General features: G+C 66.9%; 14 protein-coding genes. 7 read left to right on the top strand and 7 right to left on the bottom strand.

What is annotated here, in order from left to right; all coding sequences use genetic code 11:
- Positions 1-231 precede the first annotated feature (231 nt).
- Positions 232-1,992 (top strand): FAD-binding protein, encoded by a 1,761-nt coding sequence (locus AAF481_02555; protein MEM7480030.1) that lies wholly within the window; start codon positions 232-234, stop codon positions 1,990-1,992.
- 128 nt (positions 1,993-2,120) lie between these two features.
- Here the strand turns inward: AAF481_02555 and AAF481_02550 are convergent, their stop codons facing one another.
- Positions 2,121-2,750 (bottom strand): nitroreductase family protein, encoded by a 630-nt coding sequence (locus AAF481_02550; protein MEM7480029.1) that lies wholly within the window; start codon positions 2,748-2,750, stop codon positions 2,121-2,123.
- 16 nt (positions 2,751-2,766) lie between these two features.
- Positions 2,767-3,210 carry a hypothetical protein gene (locus tag AAF481_02545; GenBank protein MEM7480028.1) on the bottom strand — a complete coding sequence of 148 codons (444 nt, stop codon included), beginning with the start codon at positions 3,208-3,210 and terminating at the stop codon, positions 2,767-2,769.
- A 196-nt stretch (positions 3,211-3,406) separates the two neighbouring features.
- Between AAF481_02545 and AAF481_02540 the strand changes: the two genes are divergently transcribed.
- Genes AAF481_02540 through AAF481_02520 form a run of 5 tightly spaced genes read left to right on the top strand, consistent with a single transcriptional unit; the run spans position 3,407 to position 8,927 of the window.
- Complete coding sequence (locus tag AAF481_02540) at positions 3,407-4,801, top strand: MmgE/PrpD family protein (protein ID MEM7480027.1); 1,395 nt, start codon at positions 3,407-3,409, stop codon at positions 4,799-4,801.
- A gap of 21 nt (positions 4,802-4,822) precedes the next feature.
- Positions 4,823-5,674, top strand: coding sequence for a phosphosulfolactate synthase (locus AAF481_02535; protein ID MEM7480026.1), 852 nt, complete (start codon positions 4,823-4,825; stop codon positions 5,672-5,674).
- Between the two features lie 31 nt (positions 5,675-5,705).
- On the top strand, positions 5,706-7,577 hold the full coding sequence (locus AAF481_02530) for a CRTAC1 family protein (protein ID MEM7480025.1): 1,872 nt from the start codon (positions 5,706-5,708) through the stop codon (positions 7,575-7,577).
- Positions 7,574-8,302 (top strand): DUF3179 domain-containing (seleno)protein, encoded by a 729-nt coding sequence (locus AAF481_02525; protein MEM7480024.1) that lies wholly within the window; start codon positions 7,574-7,576, stop codon positions 8,300-8,302. The genes AAF481_02530 and AAF481_02525 overlap by 4 nt, the downstream gene beginning before the upstream one ends.
- Positions 8,289-8,927 carry a TlpA disulfide reductase family protein gene (locus tag AAF481_02520; protein ID MEM7480023.1) on the top strand — a complete coding sequence of 213 codons (639 nt, stop codon included), beginning with the start codon at positions 8,289-8,291 and terminating at the stop codon, positions 8,925-8,927. Before AAF481_02525 ends, AAF481_02520 begins: the two co-directional genes overlap by 14 nt.
- 22 nt (positions 8,928-8,949) lie before the next feature.
- On the opposite strand, the gene AAF481_02515 is transcribed toward AAF481_02520, so the two are convergent.
- A complete protein-coding gene (locus AAF481_02515; protein ID MEM7480022.1) occupies positions 8,950-11,199 on the bottom strand; it encodes a TonB-dependent receptor in 2,250 nt (749 codons plus the stop codon).
- A 196-nt stretch (positions 11,200-11,395) separates the two neighbouring features.
- Here AAF481_02515 and AAF481_02510 point away from each other — a divergent pair, with 196 nt between their 5' ends.
- On the top strand, positions 11,396-13,720 hold the full coding sequence (locus tag AAF481_02510) for a TonB-dependent receptor (protein MEM7480021.1): 2,325 nt from the start codon (positions 11,396-11,398) through the stop codon (positions 13,718-13,720).
- A 93-nt stretch (positions 13,721-13,813) separates the two neighbouring features.
- Here the strand turns inward: AAF481_02510 and AAF481_02505 are convergent, their stop codons facing one another.
- Genes AAF481_02505 through AAF481_02490 form a run of 4 tightly spaced genes read right to left on the bottom strand, consistent with a single transcriptional unit; the run spans position 13,814 to position 16,866 of the window.
- A complete protein-coding gene (locus tag AAF481_02505; GenBank protein MEM7480020.1) occupies positions 13,814-14,650 on the bottom strand; it encodes a methyltransferase domain-containing protein in 837 nt (278 codons plus the stop codon).
- Between the two features lie 25 nt (positions 14,651-14,675).
- The gene (locus AAF481_02500; protein MEM7480019.1) at positions 14,676-14,948 is read right to left on the bottom strand and encodes a DUF3325 domain-containing protein; all 273 of its coding nucleotides are present in this window, start codon (positions 14,946-14,948) and stop codon (positions 14,676-14,678) included.
- Positions 14,945-16,507 carry a PepSY-associated TM helix domain-containing protein gene (locus AAF481_02495; protein MEM7480018.1) on the bottom strand — a complete coding sequence of 521 codons (1,563 nt, stop codon included), beginning with the start codon at positions 16,505-16,507 and terminating at the stop codon, positions 14,945-14,947. Before AAF481_02495 ends, AAF481_02500 begins: the two co-directional genes overlap by 4 nt.
- A gap of 26 nt (positions 16,508-16,533) precedes the next feature.
- The gene (locus AAF481_02490) at positions 16,534-16,866 is read right to left on the bottom strand and encodes a hypothetical protein (protein ID MEM7480017.1); all 333 of its coding nucleotides are present in this window, start codon (positions 16,864-16,866) and stop codon (positions 16,534-16,536) included.
- Between the last annotated feature and the right edge of the window lie 9 nt (positions 16,867-16,875).

Genomic DNA, 16,875 nt, shown 5'->3' with positions numbered 1-16,875 from the left:
AACCGATGGCGGCGGTGTGGATCGATGTCTTCAGGATGATGCGCTGCCGGCGGATGCACGGCCCGGCCTACGACCGATCACCGGTGCCTCCTTGCGGGCGCCGCGAAAGCGTACTATATCTGTCCCATATCGACGGCGGCCCTGCGGTGATGGGCCTCCGGCACGGACCCAAAACGAACCGCGGATCGCGCGGTCTACCCGCTTGCAAACACCCCGGGAAGGTCTAGAACCATGCAAAACAACCATCGGCGAAACGTCTCCAACGTCCTGATCATCGGCTCCGGCGGAGCCGGCCTGCGCTCGGCGATCGCGGCCCACAACGCCGGCGCTGAAGTCGTGGTGCTCGGAAAACGCATGCGCAACGACGCGCATACGGTGCTGGCGGCGGGCGGCATCAACGCCGTGCTCGCCACGGTAGACGCCGAAGACACCTGGCAGCAGCATTTCGTCGACACCTACCAGGAGGGCTACCACCTGGCCGATCCTCAGGCCGTTGAACTGCTGGTGCGCGAAGCGCCGGCGCGGGTGCAGGAAATGGCCGAGTGGGGAACCCCCTTTGCCCAGACTGACGAAGGGCGGCTCGATCAACGATACTTCGGGGCCCACAAATACCGGCGCACCTGCTATGCCGGCGACTACACCGGCCGCGCCCTGCTCCATACGCTGACCGACCGGGTCGAAAAGCTGGAGATTCCGATTCACGACCAGCAGTACGTCTCCCGCCTGCTGGTGGACGATTCCGACGGCCAGGGCGTTTGCTTCGGCGCCCTCGCCTTCGACATCGTCACCGGCGAACGCACCGTTTATCTGGCCGACGCGGTGGTGCTGGCGGCCGGCGGCCACACGCGCATCTGGCGGCGCAGCTCGTCGCGGCGCGACGAGAACACCGGCGACGCGATGCGCCTGGCCCTGCACGCCGGCTGCCGGCTGGCGGACATGGAGCTGGTGCAGTTCCATCCCACGGGCATGGTGTTCCCGGAGGCCATGGCCGGCACCCTGGTCACCGAAGCCGTACGCGGCGAAGGCGGTCACCTGCTCAACGCCGCGGGCGAGCGCTACATGGCGAACTACGACGCCGAGCGCATGGAACTCTCGACCCGCGACCGGGTGGCGCTGGCGAACTACACCGAGATCGTCGAGGGCCGGGGCAGCCACAACGGCGGCGTGTTCCTCGACATCAGCCACCGCACGAAGGACGAGATCCTCGACAAGTTGCCCCGCATGTACCGCCAGTTCATGGAGTCGCAGATGCTCGACATCTCGCGGGACCCGATGGAGGTAGCGCCGACGGCCCACTACACGATGGGCGGCGTGGTGGTCGAACCGGCCACCCACGCCACCGCCGTGCGCGGCCTCTACGCCGCCGGCGAATGTACCAGCGGCGTACACGGCGCCAATCGCCTGGGCGGCAATTCCTTGGCCGAGATCCTGGTCTTCGGCAAACGCGCCGGCGAGAGCGCCGCGGAGTATTCCGCCGACCTCGATCTACAGCGCCGCAGCCGCGCCGTGATCCGCGCCGCCCACGATGAACTCGACCGCCTGACCAAGCACGACGAAGAGCTGGCGCGGCCGCTGCAGCGGGCGGTACGGGACCTGATGTGGGAACACTGCGGCGTCGTGCGCAGCCAAGAAAAACTAGAGGCCGGGCTCGAACGGATCGGCGACCTGCGGCAGGCCGCTGAGCGGGTGGACGTCCGGCCGAGCGCCGAAGGCTTCGGCGACCTGGCGCTCGCCCTCGACCTGCTCGGCTCCCTCGACAGCGCCGAGGCGACGCTGCGCGGCGCCCTGCTGCGCCAGGAAAGTCGCGGCTCGCACCAGCGCTCGGACTATCCCGACACCGAAGCGGAGCAACGGGTCAACTACGTCGCCACCCGCGGAGAAGACGGCGCAATCGGAGTCGAGAGCCGCGCCGTCGAGCCGGTGCCGGCGGAACTCGAAAAGCTCCTCGCCGACGCCGAAGATTTCGAGGTGGCCGGCAGGCTGCTGGAGTGAGCGGAGGGCTCGTCGTCTAGCAGGCGGCTGATCGAGCAAGAACTTTCTCAGCCTGCCCCGAGCCCGCAGGGCTCGATGGCGCCAGAGGTTTCTGGAGTCATCGGGCGAAGCCTAATTCACCCAGCCTGCTAAAGGGAGATCTCGCGGATCCAGGCGTCGGTGCGCTTGTGGCGGTTCTTGCCGGGCCGGCGTTCCTTCCCAGGATCCATCATCTCCCGGTATTCCACATGCAGCGCCGCCAGTAGGCGCTCGCCCCGCGGAATACCCAAGTAGTCGAACATTTCCGGTTTGCGAAACACCCCGCCGCTTCCCCAGTAGGTCCCCATGCCCTGCTCGGTGAGCAGCAGCAGGAGATTCTGCACCATGGCCGAGGCCGCCGCCAGGTGTTCTTCGTCGATGGCGACCTGCCCGTCGCTGCGCGCGGCCAATTCGTAGAACTGCGGCAGCCAGGTGACCAAAATGACGACGCTCGCGGCGGCCGCCAGCTTCGGCACCTTGGTGGTGTTTTGAAGCTCGTCCCGCAGGTAGACCGCCGCCTTCCGGACGTCGTCGTGCCACAGGATATGAACCCGCCAGGGTTCGGGGATTCCCGCGACTCCGCGAGTGTGGTGATACGGGGCCCAGCCGGCCGCCTTGACGGCCTCGAGAACGGTCTTGCGGTTGCGCTCGGCCACCTCCGGCGGCACCGGTCGGTAAGACTCCACGTCGCACAGCACCTTTTCGGTCCTGCGGTTCAGGATCACGGCTTGAATGGACATGACGCTCGGAACCCCCTCACATGGGCCGGCGCATCGAGATTTGATAGCTACGAGACATCCGATCCATCAGCCGGTCGTACCCCGACCGCTCGATGCTGCCGAGGGGCCGCAGCTCGATGCGGGCCTGTCCGAGGGCTGCCCTGCACGCCCGGACTTCCGGCGGCTGGCGCTGGTGCACATCCTCCGCGGTCAGCCGGTCGAGGAGCGCCTGTTCACTGCGCGACAGGAGATCGGAAGCGTCGGCTTCGGCGGGCTCATCTGCGAACAGCGGGCCGAAGGTGGCGAACAGGGCGTCGAGCGCCGGGTAGATCCGATCCTTCTGCAGTAGCCGCGCGATGCTGTGCTCGGCCACCGCCTGGGTCGGGCCAAGCCGTCGCCAGGCGCGCGAGATGGAGACGACCAGACACTCGTCTTCGGTCAGATCGGAAAGCCCGAGGGGGGCGGATTGTGAGGCGGGCATCGTACTCTCCATGGCTTCGATGACGGGTTGAGTGGGGGCAGAACGGCCCAATCGGGGGCGCCGCCCTTTCGGTGTTGACCAAAATAGTACTATATTGGTCCAGTATTGGCACCTTTCGCGGCTACCGCGGCTCCGAGGCGCTCCGGCGCCGGACCGCGGGGGGGCCGCTGACAGCACGATAGGAGACCCAAGGAAAATGACTACCGAGAGTCAGGCGGCACCCAAGGACACGGAAGTTCGGCAGCTCGGCCGCTTCGTCGCCGGCACGGACCACCGAAGGATGTCCCAGGAAGCGAGAGAAGAACTCAAGAAGCGGATCGTCGACACCATCGGGGTCGCCATCGGCGCCCTCGAAGGCGAGCCGATCCAAATGATCCGGGCCCACCACAAAGACTTTGGCGGCAGCCCCCACTGCACCCTGATCGGCGGCGGCAAGAGCGCGCCGGACCGGGCGGCTTTCTACAACGGCGCTCTCAGCCGATACCTGGACTTCATGGACAGCTATCTGGCGAAGGGTGAGACCTGCCACCAGTCCGACAACTTCGGCGCCGTGCTCGCCGCCGCCGAGTACGCCGACGCCTCCGGCGACCGCCTGTTGACGGCGATGGCCGCGGCATACCAGGTGCAGGGACGACTGTGCGACGAGGCGCCGGTCCGAGCCAAGGGATTCGACCACACCGTACAGGGCGCCTATGCATCGGCAGCGGGCGTCGCCCGGGCTCTCGGCCTTGATCCGGAAAAGACCGCCAACGCCATCGCCATTTCGGGCACCTGCAACAACGCGCTGCGCTGTACCCGCACCGGCGCACTGTCGCACTGGAAGGGGTTGGCCTACCCCAACACCGGCTTCGTCGGCACGCACGCCGCCTTCTTGGCCCACCGGGGCATCACCGGGCCGGAGGAGGTCTTCGAAGGCAACAAGGGGTTCAAAGAGTCTATCGCCGGCCCCTTCCACATCGACTGGGCGCAAGAAGACCTCGAAAACGTCAAGCGCTCGATCATCAAGAAGTACAACGCCGAGATCCACTCCCAATCCTCCATCGAGGGCGCCCTGGAGCTCCAGGCCGAGCACGGCTTCACCTGGGACCAGATCCGCCACATCGAGATCGACATCTTCGACGTCGCTTTCCACATCATCGGCGGCGGCGAAGAGGGCGACAAGACGATCGTCCGCACCAAGGAAGAGGCCGACCATTCCCTGCAGTACATGGTGGGCGTGGCGCTCATCGACGGCAACGTGCTGCCGGCCCAGTACGAAGGCGACCGGGTGACGCGGCAGGACATTCAAAGTCTCATCCAGCGGTTCACCGTCCGGCCCAAGCAGGAGTACACCGACCGCTTCCCGGGGGAACTCTGCGCCGATCTCGCGATCACCCTCGAAAACGGCACCGTCCACCGCGTCACCAAGACCGACTACGAGGGCTTCCATACCCGGCCGATGAGCTGGCCGACGGTGATCGCGAAATTCAACGATCTGGCGCAGCCTTTCACCTCGGAGCGAACCCGCCGAGCCATCGTCGACGCGGTGCGCAATATCGAGCAGATCAGCGCCCGCGACTTCGCCGCCATCCTCGGAAACCTCGAAGCTTAGGCCGCAAACCGGCCCAGGAGAATGACCTTGTCTGAAAAAGAACAGTCGCAACTCTGGCAGTCCCGCGCGTTTCCCTTCGTCCCCATGAACGAGCGCGATCCCAAACCGCGCACCCGGTCGATCACGGAGATTCGCGGGCCCTACTACGCGATGGTCACGCCCACCTACACCCGCGAGCTGCTCGAAGGCATGGGCGAGCACGTCGATGGCTACAAGTACGCCGGCGGCTCGTTCTCGTTGATGCCACCGGAGTACGTGAGGAACCTCAACCGTATCTGTCACGATCACGGCGTTTACGTGTCCACCGGCGGCTGGATCGAGAACGTGCTGTCGCGGGCGCCGCAGGAGATCGACGCCTACATCGAGGAGTGCAAGCGGCTGGAATTCGACATGATCGAGCTGTCCACCGGCTTCATCCAGCTTCCGACCCCGGACTTGATCCGCCTGATCCAGAAGGTCAAGAAGGCGGGCCTCAAACCGAAGCCGGAGATCGGCATCCAGTTCGGCGCCGGCGGCGACACCAGCCAGGCCGAGCTGGAGGCCGAAGGGACTCGCGACCCGCAAATCTTGATCGACACGGCGAACGAGTGTCTCGACGCCGGCGCCTCGATCGTGATGATCGAATCCGAGGGCATCACCGAGAACGCCGATCCGTGGCGAACGGACGTGGCGGCGAAGATCATGAAGCATGTGGGGATGGAGAACGTGATGTTCGAAGCCGCCGACCCGGAGGTCTTTTCGTGGTATATCAAGAATTACGGAATCGACGTCAACCTCTTCGTGGACCACAGCCAGATCGTGCAGCTCGAGTGCCTGCGGCGAGGAATCTGGGGTACCAAGAGCACCTTCGGCCGCATCACCACCCATCGCTAGCCTAGACAAGTATCTTGAGAAATCACCGACCATGAACCCACTCCACTCACACCCCGTCACCGCAGCGGCGGCCGGGGGCCGGCGGAGCGCCGCTTTCTGCCGACTCGCCCGCATCGCCCGGCCGCCGATCATCGCGTCCGCTCTGGCGCTCTTGCCACTGGCCGGCTGCGCCCCCGCGCCGGGCGACCCGGCGGCGACCGCGGAGACCCCCGGCACAAGCCTGCGATTCGTCGAGGGCGCCGCCGCTGCGGGCATCGACTTTCAGCACTTCAACGCCGTGCGCGCGGCGCTGTTGCCGGAGGACAACGGTTCCGGCCTGGCCTTCGGCGATTACGACAACGACGGCTTCGATGATCTGTACTTGGCCAACTTCGCGGGACCCGCGCTGATGGAGCGCGCGGCCCTCGAAGCGCAGCGCCAGGGCGGCCGGCTGTTTCGCAACCAGGGCGACGGAACCTTCCGCGACGTGACCGAGGCGGCCGGCGTTGGCCACGTCGGTTGGGACAACGGCGTGCTGTGGGCCGACCTCGACGGCGACGGCTGGCTCGACCTGCTGATCACCGGCATCGACAAGATCGTGCTCTATCGCAATCGCGGCGACGGCACCTTCGAAGATCGCAGCATTGCCGCCGGCCTGGGCGCCGTCCCCTGCCAGGCGACGGGAGCCGCCGCCGCGGACTACGACGGCGACGGTGATCTCGACATCTACGTGCCGTGCTACGTCGATTTTCCCTGGGATCGCGCCCGCAACCGCCCGCTAGTGGGCGGTCGCCCGGGCACCATGACGACCCCCGCCAACTACCCTCCCCAGCCCAACTTGCTGCTGCAAAACGACGGCTCGGGCCGCTTTGTGGACATCGCCGCCGAAGCCGGCGTCGACGACCCCCGAGGGCGCGGCCTGCAGGCGGTGTTCGTCGACGTCGACGACGACGGCCGGCAGGATCTCTACGTGGCGAACGACCAGAGTTTTGACCGCTTGTTCCGCAACCGGGGCGATGGCTTTGAAGACATCACCGTCTCGGCGGGCACCAGCGATCCCCGCGCCGGCATGGGCATCGGCGTCCACGACGTCGACGGCAACCGGCGGGTGGATCTCTTCCTCACCCACTGGGTGGGCGAAGAAAACGCCCTCTACCTCAACCGCTCGGACGCCGGCGAGGTGTTTTTCGAGGACTGGACCTTCGAACACGGACTCGGCCCGATCGGCCGCGATCTCGTCGGCTGGGGGACCGGATTCCGAGACTTCGACCTCGACGGCCGGGCGGACCTGTTCCTGGTCAACGGCTCCACGGTGGAAGACGAATGGACCCTCGAAGTGCTGAGCGATCCGAAGATGATCCCCCAGAAGCTGATGCTCTATGCCCGGGACGACGGCACCTATCGCGAAGTATCGGAAATGGCGGGTGAGGTTTTCGGCAAGCTGTTCGTCGGCCGCGGCATGTCCTTCGCCGATGTCGATCGCGACGGGCGGGTCGACGTCGGCGTTCTGGTCCACGGCGCCTCGCCTTTGCTGCTGTACAACCGCTCCGAGCGCCTCGGTCGCTGGCTTGGCGTGCAGCTCGTGGGAAGCGCCAAGAACCGCTGGGCGGCCGGCGCCAAGGTGGTGGTGCGGACGATCGGCGAGGACGGCGGCGAGCGGCACCATACGGCCTGGCGGACGATCGGCGAGAGCTACCTCGGCAGCCATTCGGCAACGCTCCACTTCGGCCTCGGCGCCGCCGCCGAAGCGGACGTCGAAATCACCTGGCCGGACCACAGCGTCAGCCGATTCGAATCACTACCCCTCGACCGCGTGCTGGCCTTCGATCAGGCCTCGCAGCGCTGGCGAGCCGTACCCGACGAACCCGTCGCCCCACGACCCTGGGGCGATCTCTTTTCATCCACTCCGGAGACCGAGCCTTGAGCAAACGATCCCTCCCCTGGACCACCCTGAGCGCGATATTGACCACCTTTTCCCTGCTGGGGTGCTCGTCGAGCGAGCCCACCCCGGGCGCCGAAACGCCAGATGCCCACGGCAGCCAAGCCGAGACGGTCACCGGCGGCAAGCCGTTCCACGGCCTGCTGGAATACCGCGCCAAGGACGCCAAACTGGCCCTCGTCCGCCCGACCCTGCTGGCCGCCGAAGACGCGACGCTGGCCGGCGGCGTCAGCGTCGTCGGGGTGAGCGCCGGGGGCGAGTCGCGGGCCTACCCGCTCTACGTCCTCAAGAACCACCAGATCGTCAACGACCGGGTAGGAGGACAGCCGATCGCGGCATCCTGGTGACCGTCCGAACAATCGGTCGTGGTCCACGACCGCCGTGTTGGAGATGAAGAGTTAACCCTGGGAGTTTCCGGCAAATTGATCGATGGGAACCTCATGATGTACGACACCAAGACCGACTCCCTCTGGCACCAGGCGTCGGGCGAGTCCCGCGAGGGGGCCTTCACCGGCGAGCAGCTCGCCGAGCTGCCCGACGATGCCTGGGCCATACACCGCTGGTCGGAGTGGCGCCGGGATCATCCGGAAACGCTGGTCTTGACCTGTGCCCACTGCGAAGGCCGCGGCGAAGCCACCGGCACCATCGACGAGCTGCGCACAGGGGAGGACGGCGAGAACGAGGAGGAAGCGGCCGGTGGCGGCGACTGAACCGCGTCGCGCCGGCCGGCGGCGGCGCCTCGGCCGCTCCCTGGCCGGCATCGCCGCCGGCGCCTCGGCCGCCTGGGCGCTCGTCGCCTGCGGACCGCCGGCGCCCGCAGCACCGACGCCGCGGCCGGCGATCGAGGTGGCCCGCACCCTTCCCGGGCCGGACTTCGAGCTTCTCGGTCTCGATGGTGAACTGCACCGGCTGAGCGCCTTCCGCGGCCGGATTCTGCTGATCAACTTCTGGGCTACCTGGTGCCTGGCGTGCCGCGAGGAAATGCCGGCGCTGGAGCGCCTGCACCGCGCGTATGCCGAGCGCGGCGTCGCCGTCGTCGGGATCGCCACCGATCGCGAAGGGCGATCGGTGGTCGAACCCTACCTTCAGGAGATGGCGGTGAGCTATCCGATCCTGCTCGATCCCGAGGCGGTCAGCGCCTCCCTGTTCGGTGGCCTGACGGGATACCCGAGCACCTTCGTTCTCGATGCCGACGGCCTGATCTACTCCTCCTACCTCGGCGCCCAAGAGGAGGCGACCTTCGCCGAAGACCTGCGCTACCTGCTGCAGGCCGAGGCGAGCGGCGGCGCCGAGCTACCGGCCGGGGCGCTCGCCGAAGATCCTCCGCCGCCCTAGCCGACGGGACCGTATTCCGCGATCAGAGGTCGACCCGCCAGGACAGCCCGACGGTTCGGCCGTTGCCCTTGAAGAAGGTGTCGGCGCGGGCGTTCGGCTCGGTCTGGGCGAAATAGGTGAAGTAGTCCTCGTTCAGCAGGTTCTCCAGCCCCAGCCGCAGCTGGCCGACGGGCAGCTCGTAGGACACGCTCAGGTCCACCAGCGCATGACCGTCGAAGTCACGCCCGGTCGGCGCCGCCGGGCCGTCGAAGTCGCGATCGAAGAAATAGGACACCTGGACATAGCCGCCGAAGCGATCGCCGAAGCGGCCGTTGAAGAAGACATTCAGGCGATCCGGGCCGATGTTGAGGCCGTCGAGGTCAGAATCGACGCTGTCGTCGCCGTCGGAATCGAACTCGCCCTGGGTGAGCGCGTAGTTGGCGGCGAGCGAGAAATCCTCGTCGATCAGGAATTCGAAGAATAGCTCCAGGCCCTCGATCTCCGTGCGCTGCCGCACGACCTCGAAGATGCCGGCCGCATTGAGCGACAGGCGCGAACCGTTCTCCGCCACGGACTCGAACAGCGAGGCGCGCGCCGACCCCCGTCGGTGGGTGTACTCGACGCCCAGCTCGATATTGTCGGCGATCACCGGTTCGAGATCGAACAGGTTGTCGACATCGAGGCCCGGCACGTTGACGGAGCGCAGCACCCGGCCGACATCGGGCATCGTGAAGCTCTCGTTGTAGGCGCCGTAGAAGCCCCACTCCTGGGTCGGCCGCACGATCAGGCCGGCGTTCACGAGGGTTTCGTCGAAGGCCGGCTCGCCGCCGCTGACGAAGGTCGAGTTGGCGGCGGCGATGGTGGTGTAGTCGTCCACCTCGAGGCGTGCGTCCTCGTAGCGGGCGCCACCGGAGAGGGTCACCCGATCACCCAGATCGACGCTCACCTGAGCGAAGGGCGAAAGGGTCTCGAAGAGGGTCTCCGGAACCCATTCGCGACCGCTACGGTCGAGCACCTGGGCAGACTCGTCGCGAAAAACATCGAAGCCGGCGGTGAGCAGAACGCGGTCGTTCGAGAACGGCCGGTTGTAGGCCAGCTTGAGGCCGGTCTTTTCCGAAACCACCGCCGATTGGTCGAGAAACGGCGGTCCGTTTGGCGTCAACCGGAAGAAGCCGCCGAAGGTGCCGCCCTCGAACAACCCCTTGAATTCTTGGTCGAAAACCTGAGCCGTCAGGCTGCCGCCGGCCAGGTCGCTCTGGTTGAGGGTCAGCGAGAAGGTGGTGTTCTCGTTGCGCGCCGGATTGCCCACCAGAGCCGACGGGTCGCCCTCGGCGGTACCCGTGGGAACGCCCCGCGACCGGTCGCCGGCCACGGCAAAGAAGTCGCCGTTGCGCTCGAGATCGAAATCGTTGGCCAGGAAGCTGACTACCGAATTCTCGCTGATCACCCACTGAGCCTTGCCGAAGAGGCCCACCGTTCGGGAGTCCATGATGTCTCCCTGGGTCGGATAAAGGCCCACCGCCTCGCCGTCGGCGTCGAAAAACAGACCGCGCTCGTGCAGCGAGGCGCCGACCAACAGGCCAAACCGATCGCCGCCACCGCCGGTCAGTCCCGAAACCTTGTAGCCCAGGGAGTCCGAATCGAACTCGCTGGCCGAACCCGTCAGCCGCAGATCGATGGAGGAATTCCACTCGGCCCCGAGGGCCGGCTCGCGGGTGAGGATGTTGACCACTCCACCGGTGGCGCCGACGCCCTGGATGGCGTTCGAGCCGTTGATCACCTCGATGCGTTCGACGAAGGCCAGGTCGATGGTGTGGCCGTCGCGGCTGCCGTCGCGCAGGGCGTTGTGTTGATTGACTCCGTCGATCAGGTACAGGGGATTGCGCCCGCGCTGCGTCTCGCCGCGACCGGTGAGCTTCTGAATGCTCGGGGCAAATCCTGGCACCTCGCGCGACAGCACGCTGGCGAGTTCGTCGGCGATCACCGCGTTCGACTCCACCGCCTCGGCATCGATCAAGACCACGGAGGCCGGAGTGGCGCTGGCCGGCGACTCGGTGCGAGACGCCTTGACGATGATCTCCTCCCTCACCGTCTCCACCGCGGGCTGCTCTTTCGCTGCGGCCGGCGGCTCCTCGCCGGCGGTAGATTCCTCAACCTGCGCCGACAGGCCTGCCGGCAGCAGGCATAGGCAGCCGGCGGTCAGCAAGGTCGCCCGGCCGAAGGGCCGAAGACAGCGCGCTGACAGCAGGCTACCGAGGGATTGTTCACTTCCAACGGACGGGGTAGGTCGCATCCTCATCATTCATTCTCCGGGCGGCAAGCCTCAAATAGGGAAACCAATTTCACCTTCAGGTAGGGCGAAGCGATCGTGCATGACGCTTCGAAAACGAATCGCCTAGCGTAATCTGTACCATTTTGGTACTCTTTGTCAACGCGGTCGCTTCGGACCCACCCAAAAGACCGCCATTTCCATCACAAAGGAGCCGAAAGTGAAGATTTTCCGCGCGACGAATTTCGCCATCGCCACCTGCTTCTGCCTCGGACTGCCTTGCGCCCCGCATGTTCTTGCGCAACTGCCCGAGGCGACGGCCGCGGCGAATCCGCTGGCCACTTCCGAATCGCCCACCACCCCCGAGACCCCGGCCGCCGCCAAACGGACCGATGCCGAGATCTCGGACCGGGCCCTGCGGGAAGCGGAGTCGAAAGACGTCGTCGAGGACGAGATTGTCGTCACGGCGGGTCGGCGAGAGCAGCGGCAGAGCGAGCTGGTGCGCACCACCACGGTGGTCGACTCTCTCGACCTGCGCGAGGACCTCGCCAAGAGTTCGAACGTCGGCGACGTGCTCGGGCGCCAGATTCCGGGCTACGGCGCGCCAACCTTCATCGACCTGATCCGCAATCAGACCCTGCGCGGCCGAGAGCCGCAATACCTGTTCGACGGGGTGCCCCTGATCTACAACGGCGGCGCCGGCTTTTCCGAGAGCCCGCTGGTGAAATTCGAGCCCGCCGTGGTCGATCGAGTGGAAGTGCTCTACGGACCTACCTCCAATTACGGCGCCGGCGCCACCGGTGGCGTCATCCAGATGCTGACCCGAGGCGCGGCGGACGATGCGTTCCGCCTCCAGCTTCGCCAGCAGGCGACTTCCTACACCGGCGCCAGTTCACCCTTCGGCGAGGACGCGCTGAGCTACAAAACGGCGGCTCTGGTGTCCGGCAGGCTCGGCAGCTTCGACTATCTGGTCTCCGGCAGCTATGACTCGCAGAACGGCGTCTTCGACGGCGAAGGAGACATCGCCAACCCGGTCTACTACGGCTTCACCGACGACACGAGCTACTTCGGCAAGCTCGGCTACGACCTGACGCCCAGCCAGCGGGTCGAGGGCTTCTACAGCTTCGTCGAGCGCGACCTCGACGGCCGGGTGTTCGAGACGGTGCTGCGCGACGATGGCTTCGCCACCGGCCGAGAGAGTTCGAACCAGCTCTCCTTCAACTACGGCTCCGCCAACGAACCGATCGACGAGAAAGGGCTGTTCAGCGCGCGCTACTCCCACGCCGACCTCGGCGGCGGCCAACTCGCCCTGCAGTACTACGAGCGCGAAGACGAGATCATCGGCGCCTGGGTTGATCTGCGGGCCATTCCCCTGCCGGCGGTCTTCCCGAACAACTACCAGAAGACCCAGCTCGACAGCAGCGAGGGCTTCCGCTCGCAGTACTCGCGGGCCTTCGGCGAGCGGCTGAACCTACTGGTCGGCATCGACTGGGAGGATCAGACCCGCGGCAGCCGGGCGCTGGTTTTCGGCGTGGGCCCGAACTTCGATGTGGACCGCGACCTGACGACGCCGATCCGCGACGACCTCTTCCTCTATCCCTTCGATCTCGAAACCGAGGGCTACTTCGCGCAGTTCGACTTCGAGGCCAGCGACCGGCTGCTGTTGAGCGGCGGCGTGCGCTACGAGGATGTCGAGTTCAAGATCGGCAGCGGGGTACGCGTTTTCGACTTCCTGCAGGCCTTCCGACCCGGCGGTAGCGGAGCCAACTCCGGCACCGCCTACAACTTCGGAGCCACCTTCGAACTCAATACCTCTGACGTGGTGTACGGCAACTTCGCGCAGGGTTTCGAACTGCCGAGCCTGTTCCAGGTTTCGAATTTGGTGCCGCCGAACCAGCCGCTGGAGAGCGCAGCGGCGATCGAGCCGCAGATCGTCGACAACTTCGAACTCGGCTACCGCGGCTACCGCGGCAACTTCAGCTACTCCCTGGCCGGCTTCTTCACCGAGTCGGAGTTCGGCGAGAACTTCATCTACGATCCGGAAACCAACTTAGGCCAGTACAACCGCTCACCGGAGGAAACCTACGGCTTCGAGACGGTGCTCGGTTACCAGGCGACGCCGAAGCTCTCCTTCGTCGGCACCGCCGCCTGGTACGAGGGGGACTTCGATCCGGACGGAGACGGTCCCGAGGACTTCGTGCCCCAGACCAGTCTCGACATCCAGCCGTGGAAAGCCACCCTCGAAGGAACCTACGCGCTCAGCGATCGGCTCCGTTTGACCGGCTTGGTGCTGGCGGTGGGCGACCGCGACCGCGCCTTCGACGAAGGCATCGACCTGTTCGAGATCGAGGGCTACGTGGTGGCCGACCTCGGGGTGGACTGGACCTTGCCGCGCGGTCGCCTGATGACCCAAATCACCAACCTCTTCGACCGCGCCTACCTGGCACCGAGCAGCCAGAGCTACCGCGGCAATCCCTTCTTCGTGGCGCGCGTGGCGGGAGCCCCGGGGCGGGCCGTTTCCATGGCCTATTCCATCGACTTCTGACCCCGCCGGGACGCTCGTAGGGCAGCCCACGGGGCTCCCTACGGCGGCTCCGGGGCAGGGCCGGAAAGGGACCGGAGAAACTGAGCCTTCAGCTCAGGATGCGGACACGATCCAGGCGGCGCCGCGGGCTCGGAAGCGTCCCGGGATCACCTCGTCGCGCACCCATGCGGCGAGGGTCCGGTGGAGGGCCGTGCGCTGCGCCCGGTCGGCGGATTCCAGGAACTTCGACATCGGGCCGGTGTGGGCGTAGAAGTCGGTGATCGCCTCGGCGGTCTCCCCCACCGCGCCCAACGCGACGTCCGCCGGAGCGATGGCGACGCGCGAAAAGCCGGCGGCGGCGAGGGTCCGGCGCAGAAAGCGCCGATCCGCCAGGCTGAAAGGCCCCGGCTGATAGCCCTCGGGCGGCGGTGGCACCTCGATCAGCGCCCTGGCGATATCCGTCGGCGCCTGGACCCAGGAGTTTTCTTGCGCCCCGCGCCAGCAGGCGAAGACCAGTTCCCCGCCGGCAGCGAGCATCCGCCGAAGCTGCCGGAAGGCGGCCACCGGATGGGCGAAAAACATCACTCCAAAGCGTGAAACCACCCTGTCGAAGCGGCCCCGCCGCGGTTCGAGAAGGGACGCGTCGGCCGTCACCCAGCGCGCCTCGAGACCCGCCGCCGCGGCCCGACGGCGCGCCTGCACGAGCATCGGGAAGGAGACGTCGAGGCCGGTGACGGAGGCGCCGCGCGCCGCCAGATCGAGGCCCAGCGCCCCGCAGCCGCAGCCGACATCGAGAACGCGGCGGCCGCCGGGCGGCCCGATGGCGGAGCCGAGCACCGGCAAGAAAGGCGCCATCATTTGGTCGAGGGAACCCTGGAACTGGATCCAGGCCCTGCCTTTTTCCCCACTCCACTCGCGGATCTGGGCGGCATTGTCGCCGTAGGCCGACATCGCGCGCTTCCGATTCCGCAGTAGCCTAGGCGCCTTCACGCAGCTTGAGCAGCGCGACGGTGGCCACAGCGCCGACGGTCAGATGACCACACCAGTAGATGGCGCCCTGCGCCGGGGAGAGGAGCCAAAGGTCGAGGGCCAAGGCGACGGCGAGCAGGCTGAAGCCGGCGGCGCGCAGCCGCGCCGAAGCGCCGTCGGACAGCCGCCGGCGGAACAGATCCCGCTGATGTCGCGGCATGGAGCCGCACAGGCAAGCGACGCCGAAGAAGGTCAGCAGCAAGGCCGGCAGACCGCTCACGAGCCGGCTTTCGAGGGGACGCCGCCGGAGGGTGCCCGCGGCCGCTCCGCGACGGCGGCGGTTCCCCGAGAGGAAATCCGCGCCGCGGTGCCGTAGGCGGCGGCCAGCAGCAGCATCACCAGATCGAAGCCCGCGAACACCCAGTCGCCGGTCCGCAAACTGGTCAGCAACCCGCGATCCGTCGACAGGCCGTTGACCAGCGGGATGGCGGCAAAGAGCAGCGCCGCGGCGGCGAGGGTTTCGGTCCAGGCCCGCCGGGCCGGCCGGACCGTCGCCCACAGGGTGACCGCACCCCAGGCTAGGAAGAACGAGTGGACCTCCCAGTCGGAGCGCGCCGGCAGCGCCAGGGGCAGCAAGCGGTTGGCCAGGAAGTAGCCGGCGAGGGCGGCCCCCAGGCCGGCGATGGCGGAGATATTCAAGCGCTCGACCAGCCGAAAGCCAAAGTGAGGTCGCTCTGGGTCCGGCAGGCGCTTGCGCCGACGGGCGGTCCACTGCACCAGTCCGGTACCGATCATCACGATGCCCAGCACGCCGCACAGGAAGTACAGCCAGCGCAGGGCGATCGGAGCGAAGCGGCCGGCGTGCACGCCCACCAGCACGCTTTCGGTGGCGTAGGCGCCGCCGTACCGGCGGGTCTCGCCGACGGGCTCACCGGTGGCTCCGCGGTAGCTCAGCACCGGCACCCGGGTACCGACCGTGGCGGCGCTGTCCCGGCGCACATGGACCAGGGCCTCGGCGTCGCCCGGATGCTGCACTTCCAGGGTCGCCACCGGCGCGCCGCCCCAGGTGGCCCGAGCTCGCCCGACGATTTCCGCCAGGGAGGCCAGCTCCGCCCCTTCGCCGGAAGGTTCCGCCGCCTGCGGCCGGGGAAAGGTGGTCGCGAAGTACGTGCTGCGATCCGAGAAGTTGGCCAGGCCGCCAAAGGGCATGTATTGATGAGCCAAGGTCACCAGACCGGTATAGGTGATCATCACCACGAAGGGCAGGGCGAAGATCGAAGCCATGTTGTGCGCGTCGTACCAGGAGAGCAGACCCTTGCGAAGAGACAAAGAGAAAAAACGCGTGAAGATCTTCTTGTGGGTGATGACGCCGGAGAGGATCGCCACCAGCATCGACATCGCGGCGATTCCGACCAAATAGCGCGCCCAGCGGGCCGGCAGGTAGTGGAGGTCAAAGTGGAAGCGGTAGAGAAAGTAGCCTCCCCGAGTGTCGCGTACAGCCACCGCCTCGCCCCGTCCGTCGAGCAGCCGGGACTGCGGAGAGGGATCTCCCTCGCCCCCGCGCCAGCGCACCTCGCTACGCACCTGGCGTTCGTCCGGCAGGGCGACGAACCACCAGTCGGCGTCCGAAGCGACGCGCTTCAAGTAGTCGGCGGCATGGGCCGCCGCGGTGCTCTGGGCGGCCCCCGGAGCGACGATTTCCGGCTCCATCCAGCGGGTGATCTCGTGCTGGAAATAGGCCCCGGTGCCGGTGGTGAACATGGCGAACATCAGCCATCCCAGCAGCAGCCCGGTCCAGGTGTGGAGTTCAGCCATCGACCGGCGCAGTGTCTTACCCACCGGGGACTTTCCCACCGGGGTTTTCGTCACAGGCGCCCTTCCGCCGCCAGAGACCGCCACAGCAGGAGCGCCATGGGCACGCCGGTGGCGACCAGGAAGAGCCACAACCGGCCGACCCTGCGAATAAAGAAAGCCACCGTCACGAGAATCGCGAAGAGGAGGAAGGAAGCGAGAGTGGCGGCGACGCTGGCTGGACCCGGATCCAGGGGCAAAAAGCGTGCGGCGAAAGCGGTCGCCAGAGCGGTGTAGACGTAGTTCGCCGGAATCGCCGCCAGGATACGCCCGACGATGTGCCAGCGCGCCAGGGACCGCACGGCGCCGCCGGCATCGGCGTCCGGGCGGCTCTCGGTTGTTGCCATTGGATTGTC

Source organism: Acidobacteriota bacterium, from assembly GCA_039030395.1.
Taxonomy (GTDB): domain Bacteria; phylum Acidobacteriota; class Thermoanaerobaculia; order Multivoradales; family JBCCEF01; genus JBCCEF01.
This window is presented reverse-complemented; position numbering and strand designations above follow the sequence as displayed.